General features: G+C 39.1%; 10 protein-coding genes and 2 pseudogenes. 3 read left to right on the top strand and 9 right to left on the bottom strand.

Annotated elements, in window-relative coordinates; translation table 11 throughout:
- Nucleotides 1-203: 203 nt before the first annotated feature.
- Both secA and RGF10_RS03365 read left to right on the top strand, forming a co-directional pair.
- Nucleotides 204-2718: pseudogene (gene secA, locus RGF10_RS03370) on the top strand (preprotein translocase subunit SecA).
- A gap of 537 nt (nt 2719-3255) precedes the next feature.
- Nucleotides 3256-4035 carry a TerC family protein gene (locus RGF10_RS03365; RefSeq protein ID WP_318507288.1) on the top strand — a complete coding sequence of 260 codons (780 nt, stop codon included), beginning with the start codon at nt 3256-3258 and terminating at the stop codon, nt 4033-4035.
- A gap of 425 nt (nt 4036-4460) precedes the next feature.
- Here the strand turns inward: RGF10_RS03365 and RGF10_RS03360 are convergent, their stop codons facing one another.
- The 7 genes and pseudogenes from RGF10_RS03360 to RGF10_RS03330 form a co-directional block, all read right to left on the bottom strand.
- Complete coding sequence (locus RGF10_RS03360) at nt 4461-4991, bottom strand: chromate transporter (RefSeq protein ID WP_318507286.1); 531 nt, start codon at nt 4989-4991, stop codon at nt 4461-4463.
- Nucleotides 4988-5564 (bottom strand): annotated as a pseudogene (locus RGF10_RS03355) (chromate transporter). Before RGF10_RS03355 ends, RGF10_RS03360 begins: the two are co-directional and overlap by 4 nt.
- Nucleotides 5565-5934: 370 nt before the next feature.
- Nucleotides 5935-6489, bottom strand: coding sequence for a ribosome hibernation-promoting factor, HPF/YfiA family (gene hpf, locus RGF10_RS03350; RefSeq protein ID WP_318507284.1), 555 nt, complete (start codon nt 6487-6489; stop codon nt 5935-5937).
- A 251-nt stretch (nt 6490-6740) separates the two neighbouring features.
- Nucleotides 6741-7475: a ComFC family protein gene (locus RGF10_RS03345; RefSeq protein WP_318507282.1), complete on the bottom strand. Its 735-nt coding sequence runs from the start codon at nt 7473-7475 to the stop codon at nt 6741-6743.
- A 29-nt stretch (nt 7476-7504) separates the two neighbouring features.
- Nucleotides 7505-8995 carry an ATP-dependent helicase ComFA gene (locus RGF10_RS03340; protein ID WP_318507280.1) on the bottom strand — a complete coding sequence of 497 codons (1491 nt, stop codon included), beginning with the start codon at nt 8993-8995 and terminating at the stop codon, nt 7505-7507.
- A gap of 104 nt (nt 8996-9099) precedes the next feature.
- Entirely contained in the window at nt 9100-9942 is an 843-nt protein-coding gene (locus RGF10_RS03335; RefSeq protein ID WP_318507278.1) for a DegV family protein, read from the bottom strand.
- 239 nt (nt 9943-10181) lie between these two features.
- Complete coding sequence (locus tag RGF10_RS03330; RefSeq protein WP_318507276.1) at nt 10182-10925, bottom strand: response regulator transcription factor; 744 nt, start codon at nt 10923-10925, stop codon at nt 10182-10184.
- Between the two features lie 462 nt (nt 10926-11387).
- On the opposite strand from RGF10_RS03330, the gene RGF10_RS03325 reads away from it, so the two are divergent.
- Entirely contained in the window at nt 11388-12020 is a 633-nt protein-coding gene (locus tag RGF10_RS03325) for a YigZ family protein (RefSeq protein WP_318507274.1), read from the top strand.
- 153 nt (nt 12021-12173) lie between these two features.
- Here RGF10_RS03325 and RGF10_RS03320 read toward each other — a convergent pair whose 3' ends face one another.
- Both RGF10_RS03320 and RGF10_RS03315 read right to left on the bottom strand, forming a co-directional pair.
- Nucleotides 12174-13691, bottom strand: coding sequence for a DUF6056 family protein (locus RGF10_RS03320; RefSeq protein ID WP_318509321.1), 1518 nt, complete (start codon nt 13689-13691; stop codon nt 12174-12176).
- A gap of 103 nt (nt 13692-13794) precedes the next feature.
- Complete coding sequence (locus RGF10_RS03315; protein WP_318507272.1) at nt 13795-14898, bottom strand: glycosyltransferase family 4 protein; 1104 nt, start codon at nt 14896-14898, stop codon at nt 13795-13797.
- Between the last annotated feature and the right edge of the window lie 268 nt (nt 14899-15166).

Raw genomic sequence — 15166 nt, 5'->3', positions numbered from 1 at the left:
AATAGAATTCGACTCTTATCCTTATATATTTATTTCTTCATATAATCTTTACATAGCAATTGCTCAGCAAAGTTGTCACCCTATATCGGAAGTGATAATATTAGTAAGAAATTACTCGATTTATTTTAAAAGGATTCTACTTAAGCTTTGGCGAATCCTACCATCAATAACGGTTTTCCAATCGAATAAAGGAGCGTTAATGAATGCTTGGAATTTTAAATAAAGTGTTTGATCAAAATAAGCGCGACTTAAAACGCTTAACGAAAAAAGCGGAACAAATTGATGCACTTGCGAGTCAAACAGAAAAACTATCTGACGACGAGCTTCGCGCAAAAACAGCAGAGTTCCAGGAGCGTTACCAAAAAGGTGAAACTGTTGATGATCTTCTAGTAGAAGCGTTTGCAGTTGTCCGTGAGGCGGCTCGTCGCGTTTTAGGTCTATATCCATACCCAGTTCAATTAATGGGGGGTGTTGCTCTTCATGAGGGGAATATTTCCGAAATGAAAACAGGTGAAGGGAAAACGTTAACCGCTACGATGCCTGTATATTTAAATGCGGTCACTGGAAAAGGTGTTCATGTCGTAACCGTCAATGAATATTTAGCTAGTCGTGACGCAACTGAAATGGGGCAGCTATACGAATTCCTTGGACTAACTGTCGGCTTAAACCTCAACGGAATGTCAAAGGAAGAAAAGCAAGCAGCCTATGCAGCAGACATCACATATGGAACAAACAATGAGTATGGCTTTGATTACCTACGGGATAACATGGTCCTTTATAATAACCAAAAGGTTCAACGGCCGCTTCACTATGCCGTCATTGACGAGGTTGACTCCATCCTAATTGATGAAGCTCGGACACCGCTTATCATTTCCAGGTTCAGCACAAAAGTCAACGGCATTATATATTCAAGCTAATGCTTTCGTCCGTACATTGAAAAAAGAAGCAGACTATACGTACGATGAGAAAACAAAAGGCGTCATGCTGACAGAGGAAGGAATCACCAAGGCTGAAAAAGCATTTGGAATTGATAACCTGTTCGACTACTCACATGTTACGCTGAATCATCATATAAATCAGGCTCTAAAAGCGAATGTCAGCATGCATCTTGATGTGGACTATGTTGTCCAAGAAGGCGAAATCATCATTGTCGACCAGTTCACCGGCCGTCTTATGAAAGGGCGCCGTTACAGTGAAGGCCTGCATCAAGCCATCGAGGCAAAAGAAGGTCTTGAGATTCAAAATGAAAGCATGACTCTCGCAACCATTACATTCCAGAACTATTTCCGGATGTATGAGAAGCTGGCGGGGATGACTGGTACAGCAAAAACGGAGGAAGAGGAATTCCGCAATATTTATAATATGAATGTTGTTGCGATTCCAACTAACCAGCCAATTATCCGTGATGACCGTCCCGATTTAATTTTTGCGTCTATGACTGGTAAGTTCAATGCGGTGGTTGAAGATATTGCCGACCGCCATAAAAAAGGGCAGCCAGTCCTTGTCGGTACGGTTGCAATTGAAACATCTGAGCTTATTTCCAGTCTGTTAATCAAAAAAGGTGTACGCCACAACGTCCTGAATGCGAAAAACCATGGCCGAGAAGCTGAAATTATTATGGAAGCCGGCCAAAAAGGTGCCGTTACGATTGCGACCAACATGGCGGGTCGTGGTACAGACATTAAGCTTGGCGAAGGCGTTATTGAACTTGGTGGTCTTGCGGTTGTTGGTACTGAACGACACGAGTCACGCCGGATTGATAATCAGCTCCGCGGACGTTCTGGACGTCAAGGAGACCCAGGGGTAACTCAATTCTACCTTTCTATGGAAGACGAACTGATGCGCCGCTTTGGTTCTGATAATATGAAAGCCATGATGCAAAAGATGGGCATGGATGATTCACAGCCAATCCAAAGCAAAATGGTATCCAAAGCAGTTGAATCTGCCCAAAAACGTGTTGAAGGCAACAACTTTGACGCCCGTAAACAGCTTTTACAATACGACGATGTATTGCGTCAGCAGCGCGAAATCATTTACAAGCAGCGTAATGATGTCCTTGATTCAGAAAACCTGCGCGACATCGTTCAAAATATGATCATTGCCTCGATTGCTCGTAACGTGGATGCTCATACTCCACCAACAGAAGATGAGGAAGAATGGAACCTGCAAGGTATCGTTGACTATGTCCATGCCAACCTGCTTCGTGAGGTTGACATTGTCTTAGCAGACCTAGAAGGCAAAGAACCAGAAGAAATGAAGGATGTTATTTTTGAAAAAGTAAAAGAGCGCTACGCTGAAAAAGAAGAACAGCTATCTGAAGAGCAAATGCGCGAATTTGAAAAAGTCATCCTGCTTCGTTCTGTTGATTCAAAATGGATGGATCACATCGATGCAATGGATCAGCTTCGTCAAGGAATCCATCTTCGTGCCTATGGCCAAATCAATCCTTTAAACGAATACCAATCTGAAGGATTTGCGATGTTCGAAGCAATGGTTGAATCAATCGAAGAAGAAGCTGCAAAATACATCATGAAAGCCGAAATCCGCAACAATCTTCAACGTGAAGAGGTTGCAAAAGGGCACGCCGTTAATCCAAAAGAAGATGGAGAAACCGTTAAGAAAAAACCAGTTGTCAAAAAAGAACAACTTGGCCGCAATGACCCTTGCTACTGCGGTAGCGGCAAGAAATATAAGAACTGCCATGGCAAGTATGAGTAATTAAAGAGAGCCTAGTCGGGGAACGGTTTCCGTAACCGATGGCAATAAAAGACTAACAAATTGTTTGATAATTTGTTAGTCTTTTTTCATGCGGATATGATATTTGCATGGGTGCAATGGACTCCTGGGATTTTTTAGGTACGATGATTGGCGAAGTAATCCTGCGATTTGTTGAGCGGACATCTGTTCCCCTATTTTTACAAAATGGGGTGTTTTGATATGCTACGAGGACATCAGGTTCGTTATTTGATCATTAATTGGCATCCTTCTGTGGTTTTTATATAAATAAGGGCTCCTGTGTCCGCTTAAGTTTAGAAACAGGGGGATTTTAGCAAAATAAGGGCTTGTATGTCCGTGGACAAAATCCTAGCGCAGATTATTCTGAACTGGGCTATTTTCATTACCAAAAAAGAACCAAAAATACGGACTAATACCACGTTTTCCGATAGAAACGAACCTCAATTTCTCTTTTTTGAATGAATTTCGCCCTTCTAAATACACTAATAAGAGCATGTGCTACTGAAAGGAGCGCAAGATATGGATGCAGGTTTATTGCTCGAATATGGTTGGGTCTTATTAGTATTGATTGGTCTCGAGGGGATTTTAGCTGCGGATAACGCATTAGTGATCGCGATTATGGTCAAGCCTCTCCCAGAAACAACACGAAAGAAAGCTCTATTTTATGGGCTTGCTGGTGCCTTTGTCTTCCGATTTATTTCGCTCTTTATTATCTCGTTTCTAGCTGATGTTTGGCAGGTTCAAGCAGTTGGAGCAGTGTACTTAATCTTTATTTCACTTAATCATATCGTCAAACGGTATGTTCTAAAGCGTGAAAAAGAAGATCATGTACAAAAAGACGAAAAGGAAAGCAACTTCTGGATGACTGTCTTAAAGGTCGAATTAGCTGATTTAGCCTTTGCGGTCGATTCGATTTTGGCAGCGGTCGCCCTTGCAGTTGCATTGCCGGAAACGAATTTACCTCAAATCGGCGGCCTTGATGGCGGTCAGTTTATCGTTATTTTAGCAGGCGGAATCATCGGGCTTGTTATCATGCGTTTTGCTGCTACATTTTTCACAAAAATCCTACACTCGCGACCTGGACTGGAAACGGCTGCTTTCTTAATTGTCGGCTGGGTTGGAGTGAAGCTTGCAGTCTACACATTAGCACACCCTGATATCGGAATTATTTATGAAAAATTCCCTAAGAGTGGCGGCTGGAAGCTCAGCTTTTGGGTAATCCTCCTTCTAATCGCAATCGGAGGCTGGTTTTTGTCTGGTCGGAATAAGGGAAAACGGACGCCATTGGAAGGGCACTGATGATAGTAAGAATTTGATTTGAAATCCGCACAAAAGGAACAGCGTATGAGGTGGTTGATTGAGGTAGGAAGCATTAAATTGTTTTATTGCTGCTTAATCAACTGAAATTTTGCTCTTAACTGCAATTTTCTCCTGTCTAGCTAGGGATTCTCGCTCACTATCCGGAGCCTATCCGGGATTCTTACTTTTTATCCGTAGATCTCCTCTTTCTACCCGAGGATTCTTGTTCTATCAGTAGATTTTTTCTTTCTATCCGAGGATTCTTACTTTCTATCCGTAAATCCTCGCTCGCTATCCGTAGATTCCCGCTTGCTATCCGAAAATTCTCGCTGTTTATCCGTACATTTTAATTATTCTAAATTAAAAAGGCCATGCCAGAAAAACCACAAAAAACGCCGACTCCTCTCAAGAGTTGGCGTTCTACATTATGATAAAAAAAATCCCCCATATACTAATGCCCCAGCAATAACAAACGCAGGATGCACCTTTACTTTTTCCATAAGAAAGAAGCTTAAAGCACCGATAAAAATTGTGTGAATCCAGCCTGAACTTTCATAAGATGAAAAAATAAGATCATAAGTCATTATTCCTAGTAAAACGGCAATCACCGGGCGCACAACCATAGTCATTCTTTTGACTCGTGGGGAGTTTTTAAACTTCATTAACAAGCTAAGCAAGGTAATCATCAAAATTAACGAAGGCGCTACCGTCGCGAAAACGGCAATGATCGAACCGAGCACTCCAGCCACATCATAGCCGATATAGCCGGCCATTTTCGTCGCAATTGGACCTGGGAGAGAGTTCCCTATTGCCAAAACCTCACTAAATTCATTGACGGAAAGCCAATGGTACCGGTCAACCACCTCTGCTTCAATAAGCGGGATAAAGGACGGGCCACCACCATAGCCAAGAATTCCAGGAATGAAAAAGGCTAAAAAGAGGTTAATATAAATCATTTGCCTAGCACCTTCTTCATTGGTTCAGATGTTTTGTTTTTATTTTTCAGTGCCAATGCTCCAATTAACAGTGCAAAGATGATGATGGCCGGATGAAGCCCCACCAGCTGAAGTAAAATGAAGCTGCCGATAATCAGCAAAACGGTCCAGCGCTTTCCCAAATTAGACTGAGCCGACTTTTTGTAAAAATCCCATGTTAACGTGCCGAGCATCACCGCCACAACAGGTACAACTGCTTGTGACATTCCACTAACCCATGGTTTATCCTTATATGCATTAAGGACGGTTAACAGTAAAATCACGAGGATAATGCTTGGTACTACCGTTGCAAGTACAGCATTTATCATCCCAAGCATCCCGCCGACCCAGGTAGCCAATGTAACCCGCCATTTTCGTGTTAATGGGTCCAGGTAAGGCATTTCCAAGTGCCAAAATATCGCTAAATTCATCCGAATTCATCCATTTATACCGCTCGACTACCTCTTTATGTACTAATGGAATCGAGGACGGACCGCCACCATATCCGAGCACCCCTACTCGAAAAAAAGCCAAAAATATATCAACTTGCTTCATTAAGCTCGCTCACCCTTCTAGTTTCCTTTGCGGAACGTGTTTCTTTCTATGGGGAAACCCCTTATTTTATCGAACCTTCCATTATTATTATAATAACTAAAGTTGTTCATAACCATGATGGATTTTAAAAATGGGTTTATTTACACTACAATAGTGGAATTTTTTTGCTGTACAGCAGCCATTTCTTAGGATTGAGGATATGATTGCTCACTGGGGTGAGGGAGGAAAATACCTAGTTTGAATTGCAGAATTCTATAGGAGGTTTTTAAATTTTCTGTAGAAATAGCTTCGGATGTAAGAAATTTCGAGTCTAAATAAGACACAGCCCTAAGCGAACTTAGGACTGTGCCAGATTCACACTAATATTTGGTTATTGTGCTTCAATTAATCCATAGCGACCGTCTTTACGCTTGTAAACGACGTTAGTGTTGTGAGTTTGAGAATTCGTAAATACATAGAAGCTGTGACCTAACAGATTCATTTGTAGAATGGCTTCTTCACTATCCATTGGCTTAAGGTCAAAACGCTTCGTACGGACAAGCTCTAAATCCAGATCATCTTCCACAACAGGAGCTTCTTTGTTCTCGTCTAAAACGTTGAACATTGAAGTCAGTCCGCCTTTTTCCCTGAATTTTCGGTTAACTTTGGTTTTATGCTTGCGAATTTGTCGTTCTAATTTATCTGCAATTAAGTCAATCGCTGCATACATATCTTCATTTGCTTCCTCTGCGCGTAACACTAGTTGCGTCATTGGAATGGTTACTTCTACTTTAGACTTCTTGTCGCTATATACTTTGAGGTTAACATGCACTTGTGCATTTGGGGTCTCTGTAAAATAACGCTCCAATTTTCCAATTTTTTTCTCTACATATTCTCTTATTGCTGGAGTAACCTCAATGTTTTCACCACGAATGCTGTAGTTCATAAGTAACTCCTCCTTTTGTTAATGAGCACAGCTTATGATTAGAGTATACAACTTGTCTCTAAAGTCTGCCAACTTTAAACTCGAATCAATTTTCCATGCTGTAGTAATAAAAGCTATGTAATCTATTTCTATTTTACCCCCTTTAAATCCTGCTAAAACCCTGGTTAATTGTGTCTAATTTTTGAACAGGCTTTCTTTAATGGTTATGTCTGATAAAACCTTGACATTCCAAATAATGTTTATTTTCTTATTTAACCTCTTGCCAATGTTAGCGATGTTACGACTTCCGCACCAGCATCATTTAAAATTTTTGCAGCATGGCGCAGTGTTGAACCCGTTGTGTAAATATCATCGACAAGTAGAATCGATTTCCCTTGGATTTCTTCTGGAGCAGCATCTTGAGCCAAGCAGAACACCTGCGGGATTTGGATTCGCTCAGACCGAGATTTTTTCGATTGCTTCTCGGAGTGAATCCTTGAAAGCAAATGCGTTGGGACGAGTCCTGCTTCTTTTATCATCGCTTCTGCCTGGTTGAACCCGCGTTCATACAAGCGTTCGGCACTCAATGGGATTGGGACATATAGATCTGGTTTCAGCTCATTCAGCTTTATTTTAAGAAAATCAGAAAAAGCATGAATAATCATATAGTCACCACGAAACTTAAACATAGCTAAGCTTTCTTTTAAAAAATCATTATAAGAATAGAGCGGGGTGTTGCTCGCCAAAAGGCCAGACCATTCCGAGTCCTCCTCCCAACGAACACAGTCAAAACAGAGGTCATCCCGCTTATATAAATATTCCCCATTTTCAAAGGAACGACCACAAATTCTACAGGTTTCTCCACTTATCTTGATTAACCTATTCTGGCATTGATGACATATAGATGATTCAGTTTCCTTAGAAAACAACTGCACCCAGCCCATTTCAATTGCTATTTCCTCATGGCAAATGACACAGGTGCTGTTCTGTAATAGCTGATTTAGCATAAGCGGACCTCCTTTATTCTCATGCAGGTTCAATTTATCAAACCTAGTCTTCTGGCCTTCTGATTCATCGTTGTAATTTGCCGATATGCGCGTACCATCGCCTTCGTTTTTCCATAATGAAAAAAGGTAATAGTACCACTTGGATAATCTGTGCTTCGACCGACCCTACCGGCAATTTGCACAAGTGCGCTTTCGGTAAATATTGCATCCTCCGAACCTAACACGGCTACATCAATATTCGGAAACGTTACCCCTCGTTCCAAAATCGTTGTCGTTAACAAAATGGAAATCTCTTGCTTTCGCATCCGGCCCACCTTGTCTTTTCGATTGGGATCCTCAGAATGGACTCCTTCGATAACAGTAGAAGGAAATTTTGCTTTTAAAATCGGAAGCAATTCGTCAATTAATTGAATTTTTGGCAGGAACAATAGTGCCTGCTTATGTTCCTTCACTCGCTGCTCTAACCAAAGCAGCACATTTTTTGGGAGGAGTTTGTTTCGTTTCAGTAATTTACTCCAGTTGCCACACCAAATGAGTTCTGGGACTGGTAAAGGGTGGCGATGAAATCGGGCTGGAATCATGACATTCTCCATTTTTCCTTTCCTGCACATTGTTTGATATTTTTGATTAGGAGTAGCAGTTAAGTAAATGAGGGAGGAATTGGGCTTTCTTGCTTGATTGACAGCGTACTGAAGCGTTTCGTCAACGGAGTAAGGGAACGCATCAACCTCATCAACGATCAACGAGTCAAATGCATGATAGAAGCGGAGCAATTGGTGGGTTGTTGCGATGGTCAGTTGAGCAAAAAGGTGTCGGTCTGAACTTCCACCATATAAGGAGGCTACCGAAATCGATGGGAAGGCTGCTTGTAGTCGAGGGGTAAGCTCAAGCACAACATCGGTTCTTGGGGTGGCAATGCAGACTCGCTCGCCGTTCTGAAGTGCTTTTTCAATGCCAGCAAACAAGATTTCCGTTTTTCCAGCACCACATACAGCCCAAACAAGGAGCTCTTTATTGTTGTGAATTGCTTTGGTCACTTTGATTGAGGCATGGGTTTGTCCTTCCGAGAGACGGCCTGACCACGCTAATAGGGTAGGTTGAGCGTTAGGGCTTACGATAGGTTCTAGTGTAGGTTTTGTGGTATTGCTGCTTAGAGAGGGCTCTATGCTTGGCTCAGGGCCATTCCAGCTAATCAACTTTGTGCAAGAACTAATTCGGCCCATCATAATACACTTCCGGCAATAGGTGCAGACTTGTCCACATCTCGAACACGGGAATGTTCCAAACCAAGAGGAATCAGTATTTCCACATCGGACGCACCGCGGTGTTTTCTTGATAAATTCAAGCCCGTTGCGAAAAATAAGATAGCCATGTTCATAGTGAAGCTGTATTTGCTCGCGGGAAAAAGGAAGATCTTCATAAAGTAGTTGTTTTCCAGTGGTTATCGTTTGGATGTCACGATCATAACAAAAATCGGGGTTAACGTTGGGGAAACCAAGAGGCGGATTCTCAAAACTCATACTATCACCTCAATACTTTAGTACTATAAAGCAGTGGGGGACAGTCCCCCATCACTTTAACACGGTGCTGCAACGGGGGACAGTCCCCCACTGCTTTACTGCGTTCAAGATTTTTTGGACCAGCCTAGGCCCATTGCGCCTTCGCCGAGGTGGGTTCCGATGACGGCACCGAAGTAGCTAATGGTAAAGTCTACATTCGGCAGTTGTGGTTCAAGCTCGGCCCGCCATACTTGTGCCTCTTCCTCATTATTGGCGTGAATAATGACTGCTTCGTACTGTGCACCATCATTAACAGCTTCCTTTAACAATTCTTCAATTCGTTTCATTGCCCGCCGTTTCGTGCGAATTTTTTCAAACGGAACTATTTTTTTGTCCTCAAAATGAAGCAATGGCTTAACCTGTAGCAAGCTACCAATAAAGGCTTGGGCACTGGAAAGACGCCCGCCACGCTGCAAATGCGATAAATCATCAACCATGAAATACGCACGTACATCTTGCTTCATTTCATTTAAGCGTGTCATAATTTCTTCGGGACTGCTGCCTGCAAGTGCCATTTTTGCGGCTTCAATCACATAAAAGCCCTGCACCATACAGCTAATCTCTGAGTCGAATGGATATACTTTAATTCCATCAACCATCGTGCCAGCGGTCACCGCCCCTTGATACGTGCCACTTATTCCACTGGAAAGATGGATACTAATGACGGCATCGTACTCCTTTGATAGCGATTCAAATAGCTCAACAAATTCACCAATCGGAGGCTGCGAGGTAGTGGGCAGCTCACGATCCTTTACAATTCGATAAAAGTCCTCAGGCCCAAGCTCTTTCTCTTCCTGATAAACCTCATTACCGAAAATTACATTTAATGAAATCATTTTTATCTGAAGCTTTTCTAGAATGTCTTTCTGTATATATGCTGTACTATCCGTTACAACTGCAATTTTCATATATCGGCTTACCATCCTCGTTACTTTTTCTTCAATAATATGTATTATAACAATTTTATATGATAAACCACTAAAATGCATTTTTCTAGAGACATTAATCATTTTAATGCCAAAATAAAAACGCTGTTAAAGTACAGCGCAAAAGTGATACCTCCAAAGCATTTGGATATATGTCATATTACTTTCAAATTTTAAGGTTTATTTTGTTCTTAACCATTTTGTGCTTATCTGTTTCCCTGCTAGCGCACCTCAACCCATCCATTTTTAATGGCCACAACTACAGCCTGTGTTCGGTCGTTTACATTCATTTTTTGTAAAATATTACTCACATGGTTTTTGACTGTTTTTTCACTAATAAATAAAGTTTCACCAATACCTCGATTGCTTTTCCCATCAGTCAGTAGCTGGAGTACCTCGCATTCCCGGCGCGTTAATAAGTGTAACGGACGGCGAATTTCATTAGCAAAGTATGTAGAAGGTCGGACTTCAACGCTTTCAACACTAGCTGCAACAAGGCGCCGATATTCATTCACAAGATTATGTGTCACCTTCGGATGAAGAAAGCTTCCGCCAGCTGCAACAACCTTTATAGCTTCAATTAGCATGTCTGCATCCATTTCTTTCAATAAATAGCCGCTTGCTCCAGTCTTTAATGCTTGCATCACGTGATATTCATCATCTTGAAATGATAAAATAATGATCTTCGTATCTGGATTTTTTTCAATTAGCTGTCTAGTTGCATCAATTCCATTTGTATTTGGCATATTTATATCCATGATGACAACATCTGGTGTATATGTATCAATCAAAGCAACGGCTTCTTGTCCATCTTGACCCTCTGCTACAACCTTAAATGTTGGCTCGAATTCGAGTATGCTTTTTACACCTTCTCTAAATAACTGATGGTCGTCAATAATTACAATACTTGTTGTCACTTTTTCTCCCCTTATCGCAACTTTCCTTAAAATGGTATTTGGATCCATAAGTAGTTCTCGATCCGATTCGGGAGTTATTCATCTTCTTCCCGTCTAACTAATCCATTCTACCGACCCAAAAATCGTAGAACGGGATTTTTTTAGCGTTAAAATATGATTCGAAAGTCACTTTCTATTTTCTGAGGGTAGAACGCACAGCTAATATTTCAATCCGATTACAGTTCTGTTTCTTTGGAATGAGCGTGCTGAAATACTTTATTCTACCCATGGAAATGGGATGTTACCTTATAGATGGCTCCACTTTCGATTTCAGATAATTTCTAATTTTTACCTTTTCAGAATGTTTAAATTATAACACAAAACACTATCTTCTTATGGCAAATTTTATTACAATCAGTTAGAAAGTACCTGTCTATTTTTTTCGATTCCCATCATTTTCTCTCATGTTTTGTCAAAAAAAGATGATTTTTGCAGAAAACTTTTTGTACATATAGATTGGAGTGATTTGATATGTTACCTCAATATCTAACGGTGAAAGAGCGTGGTGAGCATGAAATCGTGATTCAAAAGTCTCGATTTATTGCCCATGTTGCTAGAGCAGAAAACGAGGAACAGGCTCAAGCATTTATCCAAAGCATCAAAAAACAGCACTGGAATGCCACTCATAATTGTTCTGCTTATTTAATTGGGGAAAATGATCAAATCCAAAAAGCAAATGATGATGGCGAGCCAAGCGGTACAGCTGGCGTTCCCATATTAGAGGTGTTAAAAAAACGGAAGCTTAAAGATACAGTAGTCGTGATTACCCGTTATTTTGGCGGCATTAAACTAGGGGCCGGCGGTCTTATTCGCGCCTATGGCAAAGCCACAACCGAAGGTCTCTCAGCAACCGGCATCGTTGAACGACGGTTAATGCGAATCATGCATACTACTGTCGATTACACATGGCTCGGCAAGCTAGAAAATGAGCTTCGTTCTTCCGTATATGAAATAAAAGAAATCCACTATCTCGATAAGGTTGAAATTGAAGCTTTTGTCGAAGAAGGTGACATCCAAACCTTTGTGGACTGGATGGTGGAACTAACAAATGGACAAGGGGGCATCGTAAAGGGAGAGCTATTATATAAAGAAAAAGAAATTTGATAATTAAAGCAGATTGATTCACCCATCCTAATCGATCGTGGTTAGTTTGAGTTTGCATTTCCACTAAGTTAATTCCATTTTTAAGTTAAACCAAAAACTACATCTGTTATGATGTAGTTTTTAATTTAACTTATTCCACATAACAAAATTTTGTTATTCAATAGATGGCTGAACCCATTCAATCTCAATAGTTTCGGGTAGGTCGTAATATTGAGTTAACCAGTATTTTGAATATGCTGTTGATTCATCATATGGCATTGGCTCTCTATATAAGTCCATGGGATATCTATACAATTGGATTTTATCTATATTTCCAGTTCTATTAGCCGAAGTAAGTAAACGATGATTCTCCATAGCATATTCATAATTTACTTTGTAACCAATAAAGTTATTTTTATAATTATTGAATGAAATAGTCATAAAAGCAATCATTACAATGAGGAACAGCACTCTATTTTTATTAGAAATCAGCATAAAAATATTGTTCAAAACAATAACTATAGGAATAAAAAGTAAAATCAAAAAGAAAACTAACGATCTTAGTTGAAGGACTGGTGACAAGACTAAACAAAAAATCGATGAATAAATAGTAATGAATAAAGGAACAACCTCATCAATTTCAGATAAAAAAAGTAACAAAGAGATGGACAATATAGCAAATAGCAAATACTTAAATGAGATATCCATTTCAAAACCGAAGTATATATTAATAAGATAAAGAATTGGCATCGCACATAACAGATAACAAAAACGTTTTCCACTGTGCTTACAATAAAATACGATCGAAGCGATAGATAAAATGCTTAATATAACAATAAAAATGGATATCCTGGGGTCAAAAATATAATTTACGATACTAGGAACCCCACTTCTAAGTTTATCCAAAAAGGATAATTCCAAAAAATCAGCATGCATTAATTTCATGCGTTGGTAATTTCCTGGAGAAAGATATTGGATTGACACACCAAGTAGAGAAAAGAAAAATGAGGGAATAACTAATTTTAAGGACACCTTTTTTCCTTTTATTAATGAAAATAATGTATAAGATATTACAAAAACTAGTGCTGCTGCTCCAGATTGTTCAAATGAAGAAGCTGCAAAAAAGAATAAACCTGATATTAGTATTGACTCCCACTTATTAATGTTTGATTCTTTATTTCTTGAAGCATTAATAAAATAATAAATCCCCATTAACAAAGGAAGTAATGACCAAATATAGCATACAGATGCAGATGCCCAATATACGGATTCTTTTAATAAATCAATTGATATTAATCCAAATAATGTAATTAAACTAATTATAGTAATTAGCGGACAGAATTTTTCACTAAATATTTGAATGATTTTATACATATAAAAAAATATAAAAAAGAGAATAATTGATTGAATAAACATAAACAACGAGATAGATTTAGACAATAACGGAATTAGGAAAAGGAAATAATAAACAACTCTTCCACCCCACTCCATATAGTACCAAGATATCCATGCAATAAACTGTTCAAAATTAAAGTTTGTCCCGTTAACATTTGGTATCACTTTGCCATAACTTAACGAAGCATGACCGTAATCATCAAAATAAAGATAAATGTATTGGTGTTGTAAAATCAAAAATAATAAAAACAAAGCAAAAATAATTTTAGTACTCATACTCTGAAAATGCCTTTTCATCAAAATTAATCCCCCAGGTGAGTTAAATACATGCATGGTAATAAATATAGACAAACAAATCAAGGGCAGATTCACATTTGTGAGTCCGCCCTATTTTTTCAATTTATTTATCCCTCATATTGATCGGTCTTAAGCCTCTTAACAATTTTAACAACGGTTTATAATCTTCTCTAACAAGTCCAATCTTCTCAACAAACAACTCAATGATAATCAAAATTGTAAGTAAAATCAAAACCGAGCCACGAATCGTTGCTTGTGAAAAGATAAAGGCCGCAAGTCCAAAAATGGCACTCATTGCATATATGAGCAATACTGTTTGCTTATGTGAATAACCAGCACGCAATAAGCAATGGTGTAAATGCGATTTATCTGGTGCAGATAGAGGCTGCTTATTGACCAATCTTCTTATAATCGCGAAGAATGTATCCGAGATTGGCACTCCTAATATAATGACAGGAATAATTAAGGAAATGAACGTAACGTTTTTGAAGCCGAGTAATGAAAGAACACTGATTAAGAAACCAAGAAATAATGCTCCTGTGTCTCCCATAAAAATTTTAGCTGGATGGAAATTATAAACTAGGAATCCAAGACTTGATACAGCAGCAATTAATGCAACAACCATTACGTATGGATTCCCCATCATATAGGCCATTCCAGATATAGTAAGGAGAGCTATTGTTGATACACCAGCTGCTAATCCATCTAATCCATCAATTAAATTAATTGCGTTTGTGATACCGATTATCCACACCATTGTAATAGGGATACTTAACATACCGAAGTTTAGTTCTCCGCCACTAAAAGGGAGGTTGATGAAGTCAACCTTAACATCACCAAGAACCACGACCACGAACGATGCTAGAATTTGACCAAATAATTTTACTTTAGGAGATATTTCTTTTACATCATCTAAAGCACCTGTCAGGATGATGATTAAACTTCCTAATATGATCGCTAGATGAAGATGTCCTGCTCCTGTTGGATTTAACAGTGGCAAATGGAAATTTTCACTTGGCTGAATAATAATAATACCAATCAAGAAACTAATATATATAGCCAACCCGCCCAAGCGTGGCATTATTTTTTGATGAACTTTACGCTGATTGGGTTTGTCAGTTGCGCCAATTTTAAAAGCTAATTTTTTTACAAACGGTGTGAGGAAGATCGAAGCACAAAAACACAGGAACAAAGTAAAATACAACATTAAGGACCCTCCATACTAATATCATTACCTTATTTTTTAAAATCATGTTGTTAATTATTTATATAAATTGAATTTTTTTCTTTCCAAAAAATTTTTTCATTCCAAATTTCGATAAAATACTCCTAATGGATTATAGCACAGTCTATACATCAATGAAACTATTATTTAGCCAACAATATATGGAGTTTACTATATTTAATAAATGAAAAGAACCTGTAATATTTGTAACTTTGTACAATTTTCTCCATTGTAATATTAACATTAGCCA

This window comes from Bacillus sp. T3 (assembly GCF_033449965.1).
GTDB lineage: Bacteria > Bacillota > Bacilli > Bacillales > Cytobacillaceae > Bacillus_BU.
This window is presented reverse-complemented; position numbering and strand designations above follow the sequence as displayed.

What these genes read in the sequence shown, in the direction of transcription:
- hpf (WP_318507284.1), bottom strand. Translation starts at nt 6,489, where the DNA reads ATGAACTACAGCATTCGTGGTGAAAACATTGAGGTTACTCCAGCAATA.
- RGF10_RS03335 (WP_318507278.1), bottom strand. Translation starts at nt 9,942, where the DNA reads ATGAAAATTGCAGTTGTAACGGATAGTACAGCATATATACAGAAAGAC.
- RGF10_RS03320 (WP_318509321.1), bottom strand. Translation starts at nt 13,691, where the DNA reads ATGAAAAGGCATTTTCAGAGTATGAGTACTAAAATTATTTTTGCTTTG.
- RGF10_RS03325 (WP_318507274.1), top strand. Translation starts at nt 11,388, where the DNA reads ATGTTACCTCAATATCTAACGGTGAAAGAGCGTGGTGAGCATGAAATC.
- RGF10_RS03330 (WP_318507276.1), bottom strand. Translation starts at nt 10,925, where the DNA reads ATGGATCCAAATACCATTTTAAGGAAAGTTGCGATAAGGGGAGAAAAA.
- RGF10_RS03365 (WP_318507288.1), top strand. Translation starts at nt 3,256, where the DNA reads ATGGATGCAGGTTTATTGCTCGAATATGGTTGGGTCTTATTAGTATTG.
- RGF10_RS03360 (WP_318507286.1), bottom strand. Translation starts at nt 4,991, where the DNA reads ATGATTTATATTAACCTCTTTTTAGCCTTTTTCATTCCTGGAATTCTT.
- RGF10_RS03345 (WP_318507282.1), bottom strand. Translation starts at nt 7,475, where the DNA reads ATGCTAAATCAGCTATTACAGAACAGCACCTGTGTCATTTGCCATGAG.
- RGF10_RS03340 (WP_318507280.1), bottom strand. Translation starts at nt 8,995, where the DNA reads ATGAGTTTTGAGAATCCGCCTCTTGGTTTCCCCAACGTTAACCCCGAT.
- RGF10_RS03315 (WP_318507272.1), bottom strand. Translation starts at nt 14,898, where the DNA reads ATGTTGTATTTTACTTTGTTCCTGTGTTTTTGTGCTTCGATCTTCCTC.